This is a genomic window from Bradyrhizobium sp. AZCC 2289 (genome assembly GCF_036924615.1).
Taxonomy (GTDB): domain Bacteria; phylum Pseudomonadota; class Alphaproteobacteria; order Rhizobiales; family Xanthobacteraceae; genus Bradyrhizobium.
This window is the reverse complement of sequence record NZ_JAZHRY010000001.1, coordinates 5,729,347-5,747,513: the sequence shown is the minus strand read 5'-3', so window position 1 is coordinate 5,747,513 and position 18,167 is coordinate 5,729,347. Positions and strand designations below refer to the sequence as shown.

The window sequence follows — 18,167 nt, the reverse complement described above, 5'->3', positions numbered from 1 at the left end:
TGAGCTGTCTTTCCGGAAGGTGGATGGGCGCATGCGCAAGCGCGCGTAGGATGGGTTTGACGCTGCTTTCGATGAGAACGGCCGCGACTATGACCGGCTCAAATTCGTTCTGTCTTTTGGCCTAGCTCGTCGGGACGTCGTCGCCGGGCGACGCGAAGCCGATATCTTGTTTGAAATACTCTTGAGCGAGAGGTCCACCCGGAAGTTGGTCGGTGGTGGAAGGCATCCTCAGCATCGATGGTGGGCGCCCCATGCGGCGATCCTGGTGCGGATGGTGTTGCGCGGTCGAACCATGGAGGCGGTCAATGGCGCGAGGGACCACTTGCGCTATTTGGGTTCATCCCATGCCGGGATGTCCAAGCCGTCAGTTATATGAAGTCGGACTGGGGGATATCTGGGCGAGAAGGGATGAATATCATGGATACGCAGACTAAGAGGCCTCTTTCTCCGGACCCGATCTGCTTTGGCCCTTTCCGTCTTTCCATCACGGAGCGGGTCTTCGAAAAAGAGGGCGTCCCGGTTCGGCTCGGCAGCCGTGCTCTCGACATTCTTATCGCTCTCGTCGAGCGCCCAGGCGAAGTAGTTACCAAGAAGGACCTATTCGCGAGAGTGTGGCCGGACCTTGTGGTCGATGAGAGCAACCTTCGCTATCACGTTTCGGCATTGCGCAAGGCACTCGGAGAACGGCAATCGGGCACATGCTATGTGACCAATGTGTCGGGCCGCGGCTACTGTTTTGTCGTGCCGATTTTGCGTGCCGCTTCGGGCCTTAGAGAGGGCTCTACAATATAGGACCTGCAGCCATATGCCGCCTCACAACACTAAAATCTTATTTATTTGAGAGCTCAATGTGCGTCGACTACCGTCAAATCGCGAGATCTCACCGGGGCGTCCGGACGGCAAGGGAAAGCACTCGTATGCCTCCATCTTGCGGACGTTGCAAACACCAGGAGGGATCTTGGAGGCAAGCTCTACACCAATGGCGCGCACGAGCGGAGAGCCATTGATTTTCGCTGATGGTGCGGCTCCCGCAAAGCTCATCCTTCCAGAGATCGAGTGGCGGAAGCGTCCGGTCAGTAAAGATACCCGCCCAGATGCAGGGCATCGCGTAACGCTCTCCCGATGGACGGTAACGAAGCCAGCCACGCCATTGGAGCTGGAGGCAAACTATCCCGATGACTCACACCTCATCACATTTCCTCTCGTTCCCAGTTCAGTAGAATTCTTTTTTGCAGGCAAGCAGGTGGCAAACGGAAATATTCAGATGAATACCGTTTTAATGACGGGACCGGGAGAACCAAGTCGCACCATTTTCACAAGAACATTCGATTGCGTTCGTATTTATCTGTCGCAATCATTTCTTGCCGAGTGTGGAAATTTATGGACGTGCGCCCTCTGGTCCAATCGAGCTCTTTGATCCTCATTTCATGGCGGATCCCATTGTCTTTCAGTTGTCGAGCCTGCTGGCACAAGCCGATGATGATGGAGGTCCAGCCGGACCGACCTTTGTCGATGGCGTAAGCATAGCGCTGGCTTCTCGCCTTTTCACGCTTAACTCGATGAGGGGTGGAGCTCTTGCATCGAATAAATCCACGCCGCTTCCTAAATGGCGATTGAAGCGCGTCTTCGACTATATCGAGGCGAACCTGACCAGGCCGATCTATTTGGCTGAACTCGGCAATGTCGTCGGCCTGACTCGGATGCACTTTGCTGCCCAATTTCGTGCGGCAACTGGATGTTCTCCCTATAACTACATCCTGAGAAGGAAGGTGGCATATTCACAACGGCTCGTTCTCGATCCGCAGTTGTCGATTGCCGATGTGGCCGCCATGATAGGCTTTAGTTCGCAAGCGCATTTTACGGTCGCCTTCAAGAAGGTTATCGGAACGACTCCTGTTCGCTGGCGTCAATCCTCTTGCTAACCGCAGCCCGTTTTGAGCGCCTTGGACATCTCTACGCATTACGCTACCGCGTCGCTATCGAGTGCGTCATGACCGCGACTGACAATCGAAACGCAATTGCTTTGAAAGAGTTTCCTCGAAGGATGCCGCACAGTTCCTGCAAAGACATGCGTCATTTCGATTTTTGGACCCAGTTCGATTCAAATAATCCGAGGTCGATTCTGAAAGACGATTGCGTTGCAGGAGGCTATAGCGGTCATCAAACGGCTGTGTAATTGACTGTGGCATCCAGCGGAACGGACCTCGTCAACGCCTTTGCTCGGGCAGTGTTGGTTTGGGCGTGCGGTTCTCCAGGCATTGGCAGCCCCGGTGAAGTTGGGGTCAGCGCGGGGCTGCGCCGTTCTGAAGGAGCGATAGATACGGCGCTTGGCTACCTGGGTTCACTGTCAGAGTCACCGTTGTTGAGAGCGGAATTGAAGAAGGGGGTATACCTAGGCAAGACGAAATGAATATCATGGATGCGCAGTCCAAGCGGACTTTCTCTACGGACCTAATCTGTTTCGGCCATTTCCGTCTTTCCGTCACGGAGCGGATCCTGGAAAAAGGTGGCGTCCGGGTTCGGCTTGGCAGCCGAGCTCTCGACATTCTTATCGCTCTCGTCGAACGCCCGGCCGAAGTGGTCAGCAAGAAGGAGTTATTTGCGAGAGTGTGGCCCGACCTTGTGGTCGATGAGGGCAACATTCGGTATCACGTCTTGGCGTTGCGCAAGGCGCTCGGCGAAGGTCGATCGGATGGACGTTATGTGACCAATGTGTCGGGTCGCGGTTACTGTTTTGTCGCGCCGATTTCGCGCGTTGCAAGTCAGCCGGCGCCCTTGAGGAATTTAGCGGTCGGGCTCCCCCCAAGTCCGACCGGGATGGTGGGACGTGACGAAACGGTTCGGCTTATCTGCGAGGAACTGACCACGCGACGCTTCTTGACTATCGTCGGTCCAGGCGGGATCGGCAAAACTACCCTTGCTATCTCGGTCGGCCATACGATGCTCGCCGCCTTCGACGGCGCGGTTCATTACGTTGACTTCGGGCCACTAGGCAGTCCGTCTCTCGTTGCCAACAGGGTCGCATCGACCGTAGGTCTCCCGGTCAATTTCGATGATCCAGTTGCTGCGCTACCCGCCTTCCTACGCGACAGACGAATGCTGCTGGTGCTCGATAGCTGTGAGCATTTGATCGAGACGATCGCGCCATTGGCGGAGCGCATCTTCCGGGAGGCTCCAGAGGTCCATATCCTGACGACGAGCAGAGAATCGCTGCAGGTCGAAGGCGAGCAGGTCCATCGATTGGATCCGTTGGCCTTCCCTCCTGATGATGAATCGTTGACGGCTACTCAGGCGCTGACCTTTCCGGCGGTACAACTGTTTGTTGAGCGCGCCGCTGCGCAAGGTGGTTTCCAGTTGAATAATGCCGACGCGCCGATCGTTGGCAAAGTCTGCCGCAGACTTGACGGAATTGCCCTTGCGCTCGAACTCGCCGCCGGACGCGTCGACGCCTATGGAATCAGGGGGATTGCGTCGTTTCTCGATGGCCCATGCAGGCTGCTGTGGCAAGGACGACGCACGGCGTCACCCCGGCATCAGACGCTAAGCGCCATGCTCGACTCGAGCTACAATTTGCTCCCTGAATCCGAACGCCTGATTTTCCGCAGGCTCTCAGTGTTCGTCGGAGCCTTTTCTCTTGAGGCCGCGCAATTCGTCGCTGCAGGGGACATCCTAGAGAGTGAACAAGTCGCCGAGGCCATCGCAGGTCTGGTCACGAAATCCCTTGTCGCGGTGGAGACGAACCGCACGGGGACGCTCTATCGGCTGCTAGATACTACCCGCGCTTACGTCCTGGCAAAAATGATAGACAGCGGCGAAAGAAACACAATCGCGCAACGGCACGCAATCCACTATCGCGAATTCCTGGAGCGTATCGAGATCACCTCCCTTACTTGCTCCAAAAATGATGGCGCCGCCGAACGCTGGCGGCATGTAAGCAATGCGCGGGCTGCTTTGGAATGGAGCTTCTCGGAGCAGGGAGACAAGGAGCTCGGCACCGCGCTCGCGGCAGCGTCAGCTCCGCACTTTCTTGAATTGTCGTTATTGACGGAGTGTCGTTTCTGGATGGAACGAGCGATAGCCGAACACGGTGGTCAAGGCGATCGTCGTGAGATGGCATTGCAAGAAGCGCTTGCTGTATCGCTGATGTTCATCAAAGGAAATAGCGATGAGGTCCTCGCAGCTCTTACCACGGCACTCTCCCTCGCAAAGGTTCTGGAATTGCTATACCACCAGATGCGGCTATCGGCTGCGCATCATACTTTCCTGGTGCGGATTGGAGATTTCCGTGGGGCTGCAGCTGTTGCCGAGCAAAATGTAGCCGTTGCGAAGATGACATCTGATCCAACAGCAATGATGATGGCAGATTGGATGTTGGGGGTTTCCCATCATCTTCTAGGTGATCAGGCCAGCGCACGGAAGCATTGTGAAACTGCACTGAAGCAAGCGCCAAATCAGAATTCAAGCCTGATTCGCTCCGGATATGATCAGCGTATTCGCGCCCTGCTCACTTTAGCTCGCGTACTTTGGCTGGGAGGCTTTGCCAACTGCGCTGTAACAGTTGCAACGCAGGCACTGCATCAGGCAACCGCGCTTGACCATCCCGTCTCGCTTTGCCTTTGTGGGATCTACAGAGTGACGTTGTTTCTTTGGACAGGCGAATGGTCTGAAGCGGACAGGATTATCGATGGGTTGATTGCATATGCGGAAAAATACTCCTTACGATGTCATCATGCCATTTGCCTTGGCTTGAAAGGAGAACTCTCTCTCCGGCAGGGCGATACGGAAGCTGGCCTGCGGCTATTGAATGGCTCTCTTGACGCTCTAGAGGCAGTTCAGCACCAAACTATGACGCCAGTATTTGCTAGCGATTTAGCGATAGGCCTGGCAAGGGCAGGGCGCCCTGACGAGGCTGATGCTGCCATTGACAAGGCGATGGGTTCTGGTGACCCAACTCGTCCGCACTTCTATCACCCCGAGATAATGCGCATTAAAGGAGAACTCCTCGCGTCCAGACAGCATTCGTCCGAGGCCGAGAGTTGGTTCTCGCGCTCGCTGGATCTCGCGCGGGAGCAGTCGGCTCTGGCATGGGAGCTTAGAACGGCAACGAGCCTTGCTCATTTGTGGGCTCGCCAAGGTCGAGGTGACGAGGCAACGCGCGTGCTGCGACCGGTATATGACCGATTCACCGAGGGATTCGACACTTTCGATCTAAGGAGCGCAGAATGTCTTTTGGATAAGTTGAAAGAGGATTGTCTGGCGGCGGTTCAGATGGATTGCATGCCTGCTAGAGGCAGTTTGCCGTCGCCGACGATCGTCAACCGGCACTCGCTCAACGCGGCACGATCCCCCGCGAAATAGGGTCGCGTTCTGCTCGCCACGTACATCTCAAACAGCCGCCACCGAGGTCCAACTCGGAACAGTGCTCCAACTCGTACCGAGTGTCAGAATTGAGTGCGAAGAGACTCGAATTCCTCTCGGCAGGTCTCGCTGAAATCACGCAGGAGATCGATTGACCCGCTGTTCGCCATCTCCCGTAGTTCTAGAAAGGTTTTGTTGGATTCCAGGTATGTATCGACGATTTTTCGCGCGACTGACTCGGCACTTTTGATCGTTTTTGGCGAGGAGAGGACGCGAATTCTATTCACCCTGGCATATAGCTCGACCAGGGCCGGTATGTCCGCTTTGTCGTGCTGCAGTGCGTCGATATAGCATCCCGAAGCCCTCTCGATAAATTCTCTATAGAGTTCTTGTCGTTGGAGTGTGTCCTGCGCGCGCCACTGTGCCCTTGCCTGTGCGTGCTGAGTCAGCCAGGACGCGAGTACGGATGTAAGTCCGCCTGTGATGGTTCCCGCGAGTGCCGCAAGGGCGGACATTGTGGATAAGTTCATGAGAGTCTCATGCTGGCAGCGTGCTCTCTGACATCACGGTATGGTCCGGCTTCGCGGCCTCAATCATTAGCCAAAGCGAAGCAGTCGAAGTAGGCGTTCTTGGCACTGGAAACGATAGAGGTCGTCGCGTCCCCATCATCCTCATCGAGGAAAGCCGGACCATTGCTGCCGGCAGGTTGGCTTGGACTCTCTCAGAACTTTCGTTGCAGGCTTGCCACGGAAGCTCAACCAGAGAAGGCCAAGCTCTAACTAATTTCAACAACATCTAACGTGCGGGGGCACAGCTTTCTCTGCAATCTTGAGCTGGGACGCTCATGCGCCGCCTGCTGGCGACGGCACTGATCGTGCGGCTTCAACGGAAACACTTTTGTCGTCGCGGTGAGAAGGGTCGAGATGCACTTTGTGAGACTATCGGTCAGGCTGCTGACGACGGCCGCAATCGTGGTCAGTTTGAATGCAACTGCGCAAGCGCAGCCAGCGCCGAGCGGGCCGCCCGCCGTCGGCGTGATAAAGACCACAACGCGGCCGATCACTGAAACCAGCGAATTTCTCGGCCGGATCGAAGCCACCAATCGCGTCAATGTGGTCGCGCGTGTGACCGCATTCATAGAAAAGCGAGTCTTCATAGAAGGTGCAGAGGTCAAGACCGGCGATCGGCTCTATCAGCTTGAGCGTGGTCCGTTCGAGGCCGATCTCGCGACGAAGCAGGCGCAGGTCGCACAGACGCAGGCGACGCTGGAGAATGCCAAGCTGACCACCGAGCGCGCGCGGACGCTCCTCGGTGGGCCGGCCGGGATGCAATCGACCTATGACGCCGCAATCTCCAACCAGCGCAGTCTTGAGGCACAGGTGCTGGCTGCGCAAGCGCAGGTGAAATTCTCGCAGATCAATCTCGACTACACCGAGATCCATTCGCCTATCGATGGGATGATCGGCCGCACTGCGGTGACGGACGGCAATGTCGTCAGTCCGAGTTCCGGGGTGCTCACGACCATTGTCAGCCAGGATCCGATGTACGTTACTTTCCCGGTCCCGGTGCGCCAGGCGCTTGATTTGCGGGAGCGCTATGCGACCAAGGGCGGCTTCAACGCGGTGGTGATCAAGGTCCGGCTGCCGAACGGTCGCACTTTCGGCCAGGCCGGAAAACTGAACTTCGCCAACAACACCATCGCGCAAAGCACCGACACCCTCACGGTACGCGGCGTCATCCCCAATCCGACGGTGCATGATCCCTCCACCACGGGTCCGGTGCGCGAACTGACCGACGGCGAATTCGTCACCGTTATGCTGGAGGGCGTGCAACCGGTCGAGGTGCTGGCGATCCCGCGCGCCGCCGTGTTGTCCGATCAGCAAGGCGATTACGTCTTCACGGTGGGAGCCGACAACAAAGCCGAGCAGCGCCGCATTCAGCTCGGGCAGTCCACCTCGACAATTGCCGCCGTCATCAATGGGCTCAAGCTGGGTGAGAAGGTGATCGCCGAAGGGTTGCAACGCGTGCGTCCCGGCCAGCCCGTTGCGCCGGGGCCAGCGAGTGCGCTGGTCGAATCCAGTATGAAGGCGGCCGCCGGTGAGGATCGCACCCAAACGGATAGCGGCAACGTCCGGCCGGCGGGCAAAACCCCATGATCTCAGCGGTCTTTGTCGATCGTCCCCGTCTCGCGATTGTCATCGCGTTCGTTATTTCCATCGCGGGTGCGCTGGCGGCCACGAAGATTCCTGTGGCGCAATTTCCCGATATCGTTCCGCCGCAGGTGACGGTCACGGGGGTATTTCCGGGCGCCTCCGCGTCGGTGATAGAAACAAGCGTCGCCCAGCCGCTGGAAGCGCAGGTCGTCGGCGTCGATAATGCACTCTACATGAAGTCGACCAGCGGTGACGACGGCAGCTACACACTTACCGTGTCGTTTGCACTCGGTACCAATCCGGACATCAACACCGTCAACGTCAACAACCGTGTGCAGACCGCGCTGTCGCAATTGCCCCCCGAGGTGCAGCAGCAGGGCTTGGTGGTACAGAAGAAATCGTCGGCGGTGCTGCAGTTCATCGTGCTCTACAGCGAGAACGGTGAACAGGATCCAGTGTTCATCACCAACTACGCCATCATCAACATCCTCGATGCGATCTCGCGCACGCCGGGCGTTGGCCAGGCGCAGCTGTTCGGCAAGATGAACTATTCGATGCGTATCTGGTTCGATTCGCAGCGGCTCACCAGCCTCAGCCTCGCGCCCTCCGATGTCATTTCGGCGATCAAGGCCCAGAGCGTGCAGGCGCCGGTCGGACGTATCGGCGCTCGACCGATCAGTGATCAGCAGCAGTTTCAGTTCAACGTGCAGACGCAAGGCCGGCTGACCGATGCCAAGCAGTTTGGCGACATCGTGCTGCGGGCCAATCCCGACGGCTCGGTATTGCGGATCAGCGACGTCGCCCGCGTCGAGATCGGCGCGCAGAACCTCGACAGTGAATCGCGGATCGACGGTCGTGCGGGCGTGCCGATCGGCATTTATCTGGCGCCCGGCGCCAATGCGGTGACGACGGCAAAGGCCGTGCAGGCCACATTGCAAAGACTGTCGACCCGGTTTCCGGCGGGCCTGACCTATCTGGTGCATTACGACTCGACGACTTTCGTCAGCGACACGATCGCCGAAGTGTTGAAGACACTCAGCGAAGCCTTCATCCTGGTCGTGATCGTGGTGTTCCTGTTCCTCGGCAACATGCGGGCGACCATCATTCCGGCGATCGCGATCCCGGTCAGCCTGATCGGCACGTTCGCCGTGCTATTGGTGCTCGGCTATTCGGCCAACACCGTATCGTTGCTGGCGATGGTGCTTGCTATCGGTATCGTGGTCGATGACGCCATCGTGGTGGTGGAGAACGTCGAGCGGGTGATGGAGGAAGAGCCGGAACTTTCGCCGGCAGAGGCTACCAAGAAGGCGATGGCCCAGATCACCGCGCCAATTATCGCGATTACGCTGGTGCTGCTGTCGGTGTTCGTGCCGATCGCCTTCATTCCCGGAATCTCCGGCACGCTGTTTCGCCAGTTCGCGGTGACGATCAGCGCCGCGATGACGATCTCGGCCCTGAACGCACTCACGCTGTCGCCCGCGCTTTGTGCCGTGTTCCTGCGCCACACGGGACCGCGGCGCGGCATCATGGGACGCGTGCTCGCCGGTATCGACTGGGTTCGGGACGGCTACGCCGGCATCGTGCGTCGGCTGGTGCGGATGGCGGTGCTGTCGCTGCTGCTGGTGCTGGTGTTTGCGGCCGGCGTGTTCGGTGTGTCGCGGCTGACGCCGACCAGCTTTCTGCCCGAAGAGGACCAGGGCGCGTTCTTCATCGCGGTGCAGTTGCCGGATGGCGCGTCGGTAGCGCGCACAAGCGAAGTGACCAAGCAGGTTGAAAGCCTGCTGAAGCAGATGCCGGCCATTGAGCACACGCTCTCGATCATCGGCTTTTCGCTGCTCGACGGGGCATCCGAACCGAACAACGCCTTCATGGTAGCGCGGTTGAAGCCGTTCGCGGACCGCAAGGCGGCGACAGATTCGGCGCAGGCGCTGATCCGGCGCACGTTCGGCGCAGGCTCGCAGATCCGGCAGGCCAACGTGTTGCCATTCAACCTGCCGCCGATCATCGGACTGTCGACCAGCGGCGGCTTCGAATATCAGCTTGAGGCACTGGAGGGACAGGACCCGGTCGCGCTGGGCAGCGTGATGGGCGGGCTGATCGCCGGAGCCAACCGAACCCCTGAGCTCACGCGCGTGTTCTCGACCTTCACGGCGACGAATCCGTCGGTGTATCTCGACATCGACCGCGCCAAGGCTCAGGCGCTTGGCCTCAACATGAGTGACGTGTTTACCGCGCTGCAGGCGACGCTCGGCGGCATCTACGTCAACAACTTCAACCTGTATGGCCGCACCTGGCAGGTCAACGTGCAGGGCGAGGCATCCAACCGCGGCGACATTCCCGACATCTGGCAGATCTACGTGCGCAACAACACCGGCCAGATGGTGCCGATCCGCTCCATCGCGAGCCTCAAGATCGTAACGGGACCTCAGGTGATCACCCGCTACAACAACTACCGCTCAATCACCGTGAACGGCAGCCCGGCGCCGGGTGTCTCGTCAGGATCGGCGCTCGCCGCCATGGCGAGTGTGTCCGAGGCAACGCTGCCGGCCGGCTACGCTTATGAGTGGACCGGCACCGCCTACCAGGAGCAGCAGGCTTCCGGCCAGACGGGAATCATTCTCGCGCTCGCGGTCCTGTTCGCCTATTTGTTCCTGGTGGCGCTGTACGAAAGCTGGATGATCCCGATTCCGGTGTTGCTATCGGTGGTGGTCGGCGTGCTTGGGTCATACATCGGCATCAAGGTCGCCGGACTGAATCTCGATCTCTACGGCCAGATCGGACTCATTGTGTTGATCGCTCTCGCTGCCAAGAACGGCATTCTGATCGTCGAATTCGCCAAGGAGCGGCGCGAGGCCGGCATGGCGATCGACGAGGCGGCGATCCTCGGCGCCCAGACTCGGTTCCGCGCGGTGATGATGACCTCGATCGCCTTCATTCTCGGGCTGCTGCCACTGGTGATCGCCACTGGTGCTGCGCAGATTAGCCGGCGTGGCGTTGGCACTCCCGTGTTCGCCGGCATGCTGGCCGCGAGTTCGATCGGTATCTTTCTTGTGCCGATGCTCTACGTGACGTTCCAGAAGTTGCGCGAGCGCGTGAAGGCACGGCTCGGCAAGTCGGCCAAGCAGTTTCCTTCGGATGTCCCTCCGCCGTCGGGTACGACCTGAGGTCGACCGTACTGACGACTGCGATCGATCAACGGATCATACGCTCGAATGGCTAAGAGAGTGAATGATGGTCACGAGAGTCTCTATAGGCGCAAGCAACACTTGCGACTATTCGCGTAACGTTAGGAACCGCTCCCATTCCGGTTCGCCTCCCAATCGCTCGACAAGAGTGTCGATGAGAACCCGCACCTTACCTGGGACGTAGGAGCCCGGGGGTCGTACAACGTGAATGGCATGTTCGGAGGTCGGATAGTCGAGCAGAAGCGGCTCGAGGGTGCCGCTTTCGATAGCATCCGAGACCATGAACGATGGTGCTTCGGTAATGCCGAGCCCTGCGATAGCCCATTGCAGTATGGCTTCGCCACTATCAGACCGAAGGCGCCCCTCGGGCCGGAAGGAAATAGAACGTTTACCCGAGTGGAATTGCCAATCGGCCGCCACGCGGCCCGTATAAATGAGACATTGGTGCGCAGCGAGGTCGCTCGGCATACGCGGTCGTCCGTTGCGGGCGAGATAGTCAGGACTCGCGACAAACACGGACCTGACGGGAGCGATCCGGCGGGCTATGAGGCTCGAGTCCCTGAGCGTTCCGATGCGGATCGCGGCATCGAACCGTTCTCTGATCAAGTCGACCATCCGGTCGCTGTACGAGACATCCATCTCAAATCTTGGATGCCGCTCCGCCATTTGCGTTAGGATGGGAGTCACGTAGCGGACACCAAAGGACAATGGCGCCGATAAGCGAAGACACCCGACTACCTCGCCGCCCTGGTGGGCTACTGCTTCTCGCGCCTCCTCGAGTTCGGCCAGTATGCGCTCGCTTCGCGCCTTGAATTCCAACCCGGCCTCTGTCGGGCTGATGCCGCGCGTGGTTCGGCTCAGGAGGCGGGCACCAAGATCCGCTTCGAGCCTGGCAATTCGTCTGCTCACGATGGATTTGGAGATTCCCAAACGTTTGGCGGCCCGATTGAAGCCGCCGCTCTCAACGACCTCCACGAATCCTCTCAGATCGTCTAGCTCGATCACGATTAGTGTTCCTATTTGAGCAACAGGTTGGTGCTAATTATAGGCATACTGGTGCGTATATTGCACTACTATCTGCAGCCCATCCCAACGATCAGGCCCTTAGGAGGGGCTCAGGCATGTCGACAGTTCTTGTTCTCACCAGCAGCGCGCTGGGCGCTGCATCCGTCTCAAACCAACTTGTGCAGGATGCCATCACGCAGCTCGTTCTGCAGGACCTCCAGCTTCGCGTTTTCACGCGCGATCTGGGCGGCAAGCCGATCCCCCATCTGACCATCGACTCCGCTAACGCGCTGCGCGGAGCGGAACCCGCGAATGCCGCGCAGGCAGTTGCTCAAGCGCTCTCTGACGAGCTGATCGCCGAACTTAAGGCTGCCGACACCCTCGTCATCGGCGCGCCTATGTACAATTTCGGTATCGCCTCGACTTTGAAGACCTGGTTCGACTACGTGCTGCGCGCAGGGATCACCTTTAAGTACAGCGAAAGCGGCCCCGTGGGGCTGCTCGAGGGCAAGCGTGTCATCGTCATCGAGACCCGCGGTGGTCTCTACAGCGAGGGTCCGGCACAGGTGATGGATTCCCAGGAGCCTCATCTTCGAAATCTATTGAGCTTCATGGGTATCACGAACGTGAAGTTTTTCCGGGCGGAGAAGCTGGCCTTTGGTCCAGAGGCGCGCGAACAGGCAATCGATGCTGCACGGGCGCAGCTCACGGAAGCGATCCAGAAAGAATTTCTTGAGGCCGCATAGGAATTCTACCTCAATGCAGCATGCATCCTGACAGGTACGGTCCATGACGGTGGGCACGTTCAGGGTCGATAGCATCCACCAAACAACCGCACCGCGAGACCCAGATGTTGTTCAAGGCACCTCAGAGCAAGCTTCGTCATGAGATGGGGCCGTTCACGATCATCACCAACTTGCCTGGCCGCGCGATTCCGAGCCACTGGGACCACGGATACGGACCGCTCGCCCGCTTCGACGAGTCGATCCTGGAGCCGGGAGGGTTCATCCCAATGCACGAGCATCGGAACGATGAAATCATCTCCTATGTAAGCGATGGTATGATTCACCATGCGGACATGGCCGGCGGCAGCTTCCCGATATCGCCAAGCCAAATCATGATCATGAATGCTGGCAAGAGTTTCTGGCACGAGGAACAGACGAAGCCAGACGCCGAAACAGCGCGCGTCATGCAGATTTTCGTGCGGCCGCATACCGTCGATCTCGCGCCCTCCATCCAGCTCCGGAACCTCGAGGCTCCGGTGCTCAATACTTGGCGGTTTCTCGTGGGACCTGAGGATTCGGACGCACCCGCGATCATTCGAAACGACGTGCGCCTTTACGATATCCATCTCGAAGCAGGGGTTCGGGCAGCGGTTCCTAGTTGGGACAACTGGGACACTCTGGTCCATGTCTATCGAGGTGGAGCGCAGGTCAATGGCACGACTCTCGCGCAAGCTGAGGGCGCCCTTGTGGTCAACGAAACACCGGTGATCGTCACGGCCGGGTCCGATGCGACCTTGCTCGCGTTCTTGATCAACCGCCGCGCAACTCTAACGCACGCTGGCACCATCGGTGGCTGACCGCCGGACTGGGCGATGGCGATAACCAAGTAATCAAGGGACATGGCGACCAGCCGATGATCTGCCGCTTGTTTCGGTACTCTCGTTGACGGCCGGTTAGTGCTTGATGTCGTTGAAAAGTCGGCTGTGGTGGAGTTGGCCTGCTGCTGATTCACTGTACTTTCAGTGAATCAGGAAGCACCGTCGATGTTGGGCGATCGACTGATCGATGCAGGAGAGTTTAGCGACAATCAACGCCCAGATAACAGCGCTCCACTCGAAGAGCTGTTACGGAGTTTGAATGTCTCTGCCATTGCGGAAGCCGCCTGACGCTAATTGAAGCAGCCATTTGGTCGACATTAGATAGCATTGAATTTGTTTCGATCAACGCACGATGGCGTCCTAAGGCCATTCGTATCGACGTTCTGACTTCCGTCCTGCGCTTCCTCGTTGTTTTTCGTTCGATGGACCTGACGAGGGAGCGGCGGAATGGCGGTGGAAGAGGAGGGGAAAAGGCCTCGTCCGGCCAATGACAACGGATCGCGCTCCGGTGAGTCGCTTGACCCGCGAATTCTGCGGATTGCAGAAGCTATCGGCCGACAGCTTGCTCGCGAGCAGGCTAAGCCGCCGGCCGCCGCCAATGACAACGAACCGTGGCCACGATAGGGACAGGTTCTTCAGCTACAATTTCATCTACTTGGCTTGTTTGCACAGGTGACGGTCAGACTCCCGGAGAAAAATGGGCAGGGACGGAGTGTGGGCGGGCGCCGGTGAAAACATGCATCTTGACGGCGGCGGAAATTGTAGAATCGATGTGAAGGCCTGATCCGGAGAGAACGTCATGCTCAAGGTTGCACTTTACGCCCGCTATTCGACCGACAATCAGAGCGTGGCGTCGATCGAGGACCAGTTCCGCATCTGTCGTGAGCATGTGGGCAAGGAGGGTTGGCAGGTCTTCGATACCTATCATGACGCCGCAATTTCCGGCGCCAGCGTCATTCTCCGGCCGGGTGTCCAATCGCTGTTGCAGGACGCCCAGCGTGGCAAGTTCGACATCGTGCTCGCCGAAGCACTGGACCGCGTCTCGCGCGATCAGGCCGACGTGGCGACACTGTTCAAGCATCTGCGCTTTGCCGGCGTGCAGATCGTCACCCTGGCCGAAGGGGAAATCTCCGAACTTCATGTCGGTCTCAAAGGCACGATGAACGCTCTGTTCCTGAAGGACCTCGCTGCCAAGACCCATCGTGGTCTGCGCGGACGGGTGGAGAAGGGCAAGGCTGGCGGTGGACTCTGCTACGGCTATGAGGTGGTGAAGCGCACCGACAGTGAGGGCGAGCCGGTGCGGGGCGAACGCAAGGTCAATGAGGCCGGAGGTCAAATCGAAGATATCCAATTCGGTGGACCTTGAGCGCGGCGTCTTTCAATGCGTGAAATACCGAGCTGTCCTCCAGGCGCAGTCAGATGTCTCAAACCCCGAAAGCAGAGCAACTGTCCGCGCGCTTTTGGTCTCCGAACACCCTCTCGGCAGCAAGCTGGCCAAGTGGGCAAGAAAGCTCGATGTGGAAGTACGAGTGATAAGTCCACTTAGGTAAGGCACAGCCAAAGGATTGGGGCTCAATCAAAACTCGGTGGCAGCATCGCACGCGCTAGGGCGCGTACCCGTGAATCGCCAGCAATGTCCGCTTCGCTCCGATACCCAGCGCATTTGAGCAACCGCGGCAATGTCGCGATGCGCCAGAAGCTGACTTAAAAGCGACGACTTGAATTGCCTCCTTGTCCTCAGTTGCAGACCGACGACGGAGGACTCAGTTATTGGACCTCGGCGATCTTCGGTCCGGATGACAGCATCTGCACGTTAGTTGTCGAGGGCCGGTTCGACGGCGATGCCGGGTCCGGCGATCGGAAAGCGGCGTCGGGCGGCGCTCCCTGGGATGGTCGACGGGCAGCGGTTGCCGGAAGCACAATCACCTTCGCTCCGACTTTCACCCGCTCATAAAGGTCCACGACGTCCTCATTGGTCAGCCGGATACAGCCGGACGACACCCGCTTCCCGATCGTATCAGGCTTGTTGGTGCCGTGAATTCTATATTCGGTCTCGCCTAGATACATCGCCCGAGCGCCGAGCGGGCTGCCGGGACCGCCTGCCATAAACCGCGGCAGATAAGGCTGACGCACAAGCATCTCTGCAGGCGGACGCCAATCCGGCCATTCTGTTTTACGGGCCACAGTCTGCTCGCCGGACCATGTGAAACCTTCGCGGCCGACGCCGATGCCGTAGCGCATCGCTTGCGTGTCGTTCAGAACAAAATAAAGGAATGTGTTTTTGGTATCGATGATCACGGTGCCCGGGGGCTGGTGGCTGGTGTAGTCAATCACCTGCCGAACAAGCGCTCCGGGACCGTCAGCGGCTTTTGGTGGTTCGACCAGAGGGGCCGGGGTCGGAATCGGAGCCGGAGCTGGCGCTGATGCATGAACCGGAGTTGCCACGTAAAACGGAGTTGACGATGCCTGGGCTTGGGGTGCGGACGGCTTCCGTGTCGGTTGCACGCTCGCCGGGCGAGACAGCAAACTATACCCCAATGCGACGACGGCCACGGCGCCAATTGCAACTCTCGCAACCATTGGGATTGCGAGCGTCTCTGCCTTTCCACGTTTGGCCCGCTTACTCATATCTTTCCCCAGGTCACCATGCCTTGAAGAGGTACCCAGCAAAATTTAAGAAACTTCGAAGCGATGTCGCTCAGACGGGAACCGTTGGCTATGGTTAACGCCGAGCTCTTGTCCGGCAACATAGAAATTGGAAGTACCGCTTGATAATTGGCTAGCGACGTCGACAACGCGCTTCTCATCGCGGAACGAGTCGAGGTCTGAGTCGCTCGGCTGAGCGGACACGCTCCGCTCATTTATGCACAGCGGCTTCCGCCATACGAGTCCGTCCAAAGTGTTCGCCATCGTTTCCGTTTCTACTACGCCTTTTCGAATTTCCTTTCAGCCGCATGTACGGTTCGGCAGGTTTAATCCGATTGTGGTAGAGATCATCGAAGCGCATGCACCCCATGGTTGACAATGATAGCAACAAGCGGCGCCGGCTCGTCGAGTTCAAGGACGGTTGCCGCTATGGCAAATTCGGAAAGACTAAAGCTTATGAGCTGATCGCCCACGAGAGGATCAGGGCCTACAAGATGGGAGGCAAGACCATGATCGACCTCGACAGCGTGGATGAATATCACGCTTCGCTACCGAGGCTCGAAGCGAGAGCAAGCTAGGCCCCCGATCTGCGCAGCGAGACGGCGGGCGCACCGTTGCGCAGGCTGCCGAGGCGATTAGACTAATGCCGCATTAAACGCACGCGGTCGGCCCGATAGGCCGCACGGTTATAGATGCCGCGGATATTGTTTTTGTCGCCCTTGCTGAGGTGGCGCCGCACCACTTCGTCGCGCCGCCGGCGCTTTTTCTCCGTGTCGTGGGCGAGTTGGGCTTCCACCACATCGCCGTCGAACGCGCCCTCCTCGTTGAGCAGGGTCGACGCGGTCGCGCGGAAGCCGTCCGCGCAGTGGTCGCCGCCAGGGCCAGTATCGCAGCCCTCAGCGTCACGCGATCAGATTCTGCGTCGGGTCTCGCGCCAAGCGCAACCGAGTCGACCCCGAAGTCGTCCAGCATGAAGTGTCTCGCTCGGCATCGCAGGACAATGGCTGCGCACGACATGACCCTCTCCTGACCTCACGATATTACGTTAGGTCGATCCCGCCGGGATTCGTGTCAGAGCCGGGTTCGATTCCGGTCGGGGTGATTGTGGAGACCGGAACGGCATGGGGCGTTCCCTGCTGCAAGGAGCCTGCTGTTTTATTTTTTTTGCCAGCTATACGGCGCGTCAAGTTGTTGGTATTTCTGTTGGTATCGGCAACAATCGAAGATAAAAACTTCTAAAAATCAAATGGTTACGGCCCTAGGCGGTTATCGGCCAGGGGCACCAGGCTGAAAACATAAGTAATAACAATAACTTACACCATTGGTTTGGTTCCATATTTTCAGAAAAATTTTCGTTGCGCGTTGAAAACACACGTAAAAGTTCACTGCAGCCGTCCGTTTTGTTGGCATTTTTGTTGGTATCAATCAGTGCTGCATTTTGCTTCCGCATAGAGTCAAAGGATCAACGACGTTTATTCGGGGCCGTGGCGTAAGAAGACTGGCGATGGGACAGGCTCTCGCACCGGGGAGGAGTAGTCGGCGGCATGCTCCGTTCACCACTTTTCGCGTGAGGTTCGGGCGTCAACCTCAAATGACCAACCCTCGGGCTGGCTCCATAGAGAAACGCGAATGCGTTGACGATCGCCTCAATGCTGATCAGGCTTTCTTCCCGGCTGGCCGCGTCGGGGAAACGTTGAAAGATTTTGTCACCCGCGATCGCGCCGTCGACGATGACATGACCGACATGGATTTCGTCCTCGGCGGGGTAGATGACGGGACGCATCGTCGGCGCTAAGGCACAGGACCGATGCCGTTCCGCGACGCCGAGACGAAAACCCTCGAGTAGGATGTCCGCCTGTGCGACCAGACGCATGAATGTGGCCCGTGCGTCCGTTCGCTTCAGATCAATTGACACTGAGCGCTCGTTACGATTCCTCAGATCGATTCCGTCGGAAATTCGATCCCAAGATCGCTGCTGCCGACGCGATCGAGACAACCAACGACTGGCTTGAGTAGGTCAGGAAAGCCGGTCATCCCAAAGGACTGGGGGAACTTTCCCCTCAATCCCGCCGGGTGCTAAAAGAAGCTTTCTCTTTCTTGGAGCTCACCTCTGCCCCGCTCGATCGTCGCCTGGTTCGCCGTCTGCTGGGGGCTGTTCCTCGTTGCCGCCTTAGTCGTAGGCGCGATGCTAATCGCGCTTTATAAAGAGACGACGAG

Annotated in this window: 14 protein-coding genes and 1 pseudogene; 10 read left to right on the top strand and 5 right to left on the bottom strand. The window is 58.4% G+C overall.

Annotation, left to right across the window (positions count from 1 at the left end):
- Positions 1 to 417: 417 nt before the first annotated feature.
- The 4 genes from V1289_RS27260 (at position 418) to V1289_RS27245 (ending at position 5,358) form a co-directional block, all read left to right on the top strand.
- On the top strand, positions 418 to 792 hold the full coding sequence (locus V1289_RS27260) for a winged helix-turn-helix domain-containing protein (RefSeq protein WP_334400389.1): 375 nt from the start codon (positions 418 to 420) through the stop codon (positions 790 to 792).
- 211 nt (positions 793 to 1,003) lie between these two features.
- On the top strand, positions 1,004 to 1,417 hold the full coding sequence (locus V1289_RS27255; protein WP_334400387.1) for a hypothetical protein: 414 nt from the start codon (positions 1,004 to 1,006) through the stop codon (positions 1,415 to 1,417).
- A gap of 10 nt (positions 1,418 to 1,427) precedes the next feature.
- Positions 1,428 to 1,922, top strand: coding sequence for an AraC family transcriptional regulator (locus V1289_RS27250; protein ID WP_334400386.1), 495 nt, complete (start codon positions 1,428 to 1,430; stop codon positions 1,920 to 1,922).
- A gap of 484 nt (positions 1,923 to 2,406) precedes the next feature.
- Complete coding sequence (locus V1289_RS27245; RefSeq protein ID WP_334400385.1) at positions 2,407 to 5,358, top strand: ATP-binding protein; 2,952 nt, start codon at positions 2,407 to 2,409, stop codon at positions 5,356 to 5,358.
- Positions 5,359 to 5,441: 83 nt separating this feature from the next.
- Here the strand turns inward: V1289_RS27245 and V1289_RS27240 are convergent, their stop codons facing one another.
- Positions 5,442 to 5,888, bottom strand: coding sequence for a hypothetical protein (locus V1289_RS27240; protein ID WP_334400384.1), 447 nt, complete (start codon positions 5,886 to 5,888; stop codon positions 5,442 to 5,444).
- 393 nt (positions 5,889 to 6,281) lie between these two features.
- On the opposite strand from V1289_RS27240, the gene V1289_RS27235 reads away from it, so the two are divergent.
- Together V1289_RS27235 and V1289_RS27230 are read left to right on the top strand one after the other, a co-directional pair.
- The gene (locus V1289_RS27235; protein ID WP_334400382.1) at positions 6,282 to 7,514 is read left to right on the top strand and encodes an efflux RND transporter periplasmic adaptor subunit; all 1,233 of its coding nucleotides are present in this window, start codon (positions 6,282 to 6,284) and stop codon (positions 7,512 to 7,514) included.
- Entirely contained in the window at positions 7,511 to 10,675 is a 3,165-nt protein-coding gene (locus tag V1289_RS27230) for an efflux RND transporter permease subunit (protein WP_334400380.1), read from the top strand. Before V1289_RS27235 ends, V1289_RS27230 begins: the two co-directional genes overlap by 4 nt.
- A 108-nt stretch (positions 10,676 to 10,783) precedes the next feature.
- Here the strand turns inward: V1289_RS27230 and V1289_RS27225 are convergent, their stop codons facing one another.
- Positions 10,784 to 11,701 carry a LysR family transcriptional regulator gene (locus V1289_RS27225; RefSeq protein WP_334400378.1) on the bottom strand — a complete coding sequence of 306 codons (918 nt, stop codon included), beginning with the start codon at positions 11,699 to 11,701 and terminating at the stop codon, positions 10,784 to 10,786.
- A gap of 116 nt (positions 11,702 to 11,817) precedes the next feature.
- On the opposite strand from V1289_RS27225, the gene V1289_RS27220 reads away from it, so the two are divergent.
- From V1289_RS27220 to V1289_RS27210, 3 genes and pseudogenes are all read left to right on the top strand, one after another.
- Complete coding sequence (locus tag V1289_RS27220) at positions 11,818 to 12,447, top strand: FMN-dependent NADH-azoreductase (RefSeq protein ID WP_334400376.1); 630 nt, start codon at positions 11,818 to 11,820, stop codon at positions 12,445 to 12,447.
- A 104-nt stretch (positions 12,448 to 12,551) separates the two neighbouring features.
- Positions 12,552 to 13,283 (top strand): pirin family protein, encoded by a 732-nt coding sequence (locus V1289_RS27215; RefSeq protein WP_334400374.1) that lies wholly within the window; start codon positions 12,552 to 12,554, stop codon positions 13,281 to 13,283.
- Between the two features lie 820 nt (positions 13,284 to 14,103).
- Positions 14,104 to 14,628, top strand: a pseudogene (locus V1289_RS27210) (recombinase family protein); the annotation flags it as partial.
- Between the two features lie 443 nt (positions 14,629 to 15,071).
- Here V1289_RS27210 and V1289_RS27205 read toward each other — a convergent pair.
- Positions 15,072 to 15,932 carry a L,D-transpeptidase gene (locus V1289_RS27205; protein WP_334407701.1) on the bottom strand — a complete coding sequence of 287 codons (861 nt, stop codon included), beginning with the start codon at positions 15,930 to 15,932 and terminating at the stop codon, positions 15,072 to 15,074.
- A gap of 386 nt (positions 15,933 to 16,318) precedes the next feature.
- Here V1289_RS27205 and V1289_RS27200 point away from each other — a divergent pair, with 386 nt between their 5' ends.
- Positions 16,319 to 16,528 carry a hypothetical protein gene (locus V1289_RS27200; protein ID WP_334400372.1) on the top strand — a complete coding sequence of 70 codons (210 nt, stop codon included), beginning with the start codon at positions 16,319 to 16,321 and terminating at the stop codon, positions 16,526 to 16,528.
- 62 nt (positions 16,529 to 16,590) lie between these two features.
- Here V1289_RS27200 and V1289_RS27195 read toward each other — a convergent pair whose 3' ends face one another.
- Entirely contained in the window at positions 16,591 to 16,746 is a 156-nt protein-coding gene (locus tag V1289_RS27195) for a hypothetical protein (protein ID WP_334400370.1), read from the bottom strand.
- Positions 16,747 to 17,412: 666 nt separating this feature from the next.
- The gene (locus tag V1289_RS27190) at positions 17,413 to 17,946 is read right to left on the bottom strand and encodes a CoA transferase (RefSeq protein WP_334400367.1); all 534 of its coding nucleotides are present in this window, start codon (positions 17,944 to 17,946) and stop codon (positions 17,413 to 17,415) included.
- Between the last annotated feature and the right edge of the window lie 221 nt (positions 17,947 to 18,167).

Excerpts from the sequence above, each read along its gene's own strand:
- V1289_RS27260 (WP_334400389.1), top strand. The coding sequence starts at position 418 with ATGGATACGCAGACTAAGAGGCCTCTTTCTCCGGACCCGATCTGCTTT.
- V1289_RS27250 (WP_334400386.1), top strand. The coding sequence starts at position 1,428 with ATGGCGGATCCCATTGTCTTTCAGTTGTCGAGCCTGCTGGCACAAGCC.
- V1289_RS27245 (WP_334400385.1), top strand. The coding sequence starts at position 2,407 with ATGAATATCATGGATGCGCAGTCCAAGCGGACTTTCTCTACGGACCTA.
- V1289_RS27240 (WP_334400384.1), bottom strand. The coding sequence starts at position 5,888 with ATGAACTTATCCACAATGTCCGCCCTTGCGGCACTCGCGGGAACCATC.
- V1289_RS27235 (WP_334400382.1), top strand. The coding sequence starts at position 6,282 with ATGCACTTTGTGAGACTATCGGTCAGGCTGCTGACGACGGCCGCAATC.
- V1289_RS27230 (WP_334400380.1), top strand. The coding sequence starts at position 7,511 with ATGATCTCAGCGGTCTTTGTCGATCGTCCCCGTCTCGCGATTGTCATC.
- V1289_RS27220 (WP_334400376.1), top strand. The coding sequence starts at position 11,818 with ATGTCGACAGTTCTTGTTCTCACCAGCAGCGCGCTGGGCGCTGCATCC.
- V1289_RS27215 (WP_334400374.1), top strand. The coding sequence starts at position 12,552 with ATGTTGTTCAAGGCACCTCAGAGCAAGCTTCGTCATGAGATGGGGCCG.
- V1289_RS27205 (WP_334407701.1), bottom strand. The coding sequence starts at position 15,932 with ATGAGTAAGCGGGCCAAACGTGGAAAGGCAGAGACGCTCGCAATCCCA.
- V1289_RS27200 (WP_334400372.1), top strand. The coding sequence starts at position 16,319 with ATGGTTGACAATGATAGCAACAAGCGGCGCCGGCTCGTCGAGTTCAAG.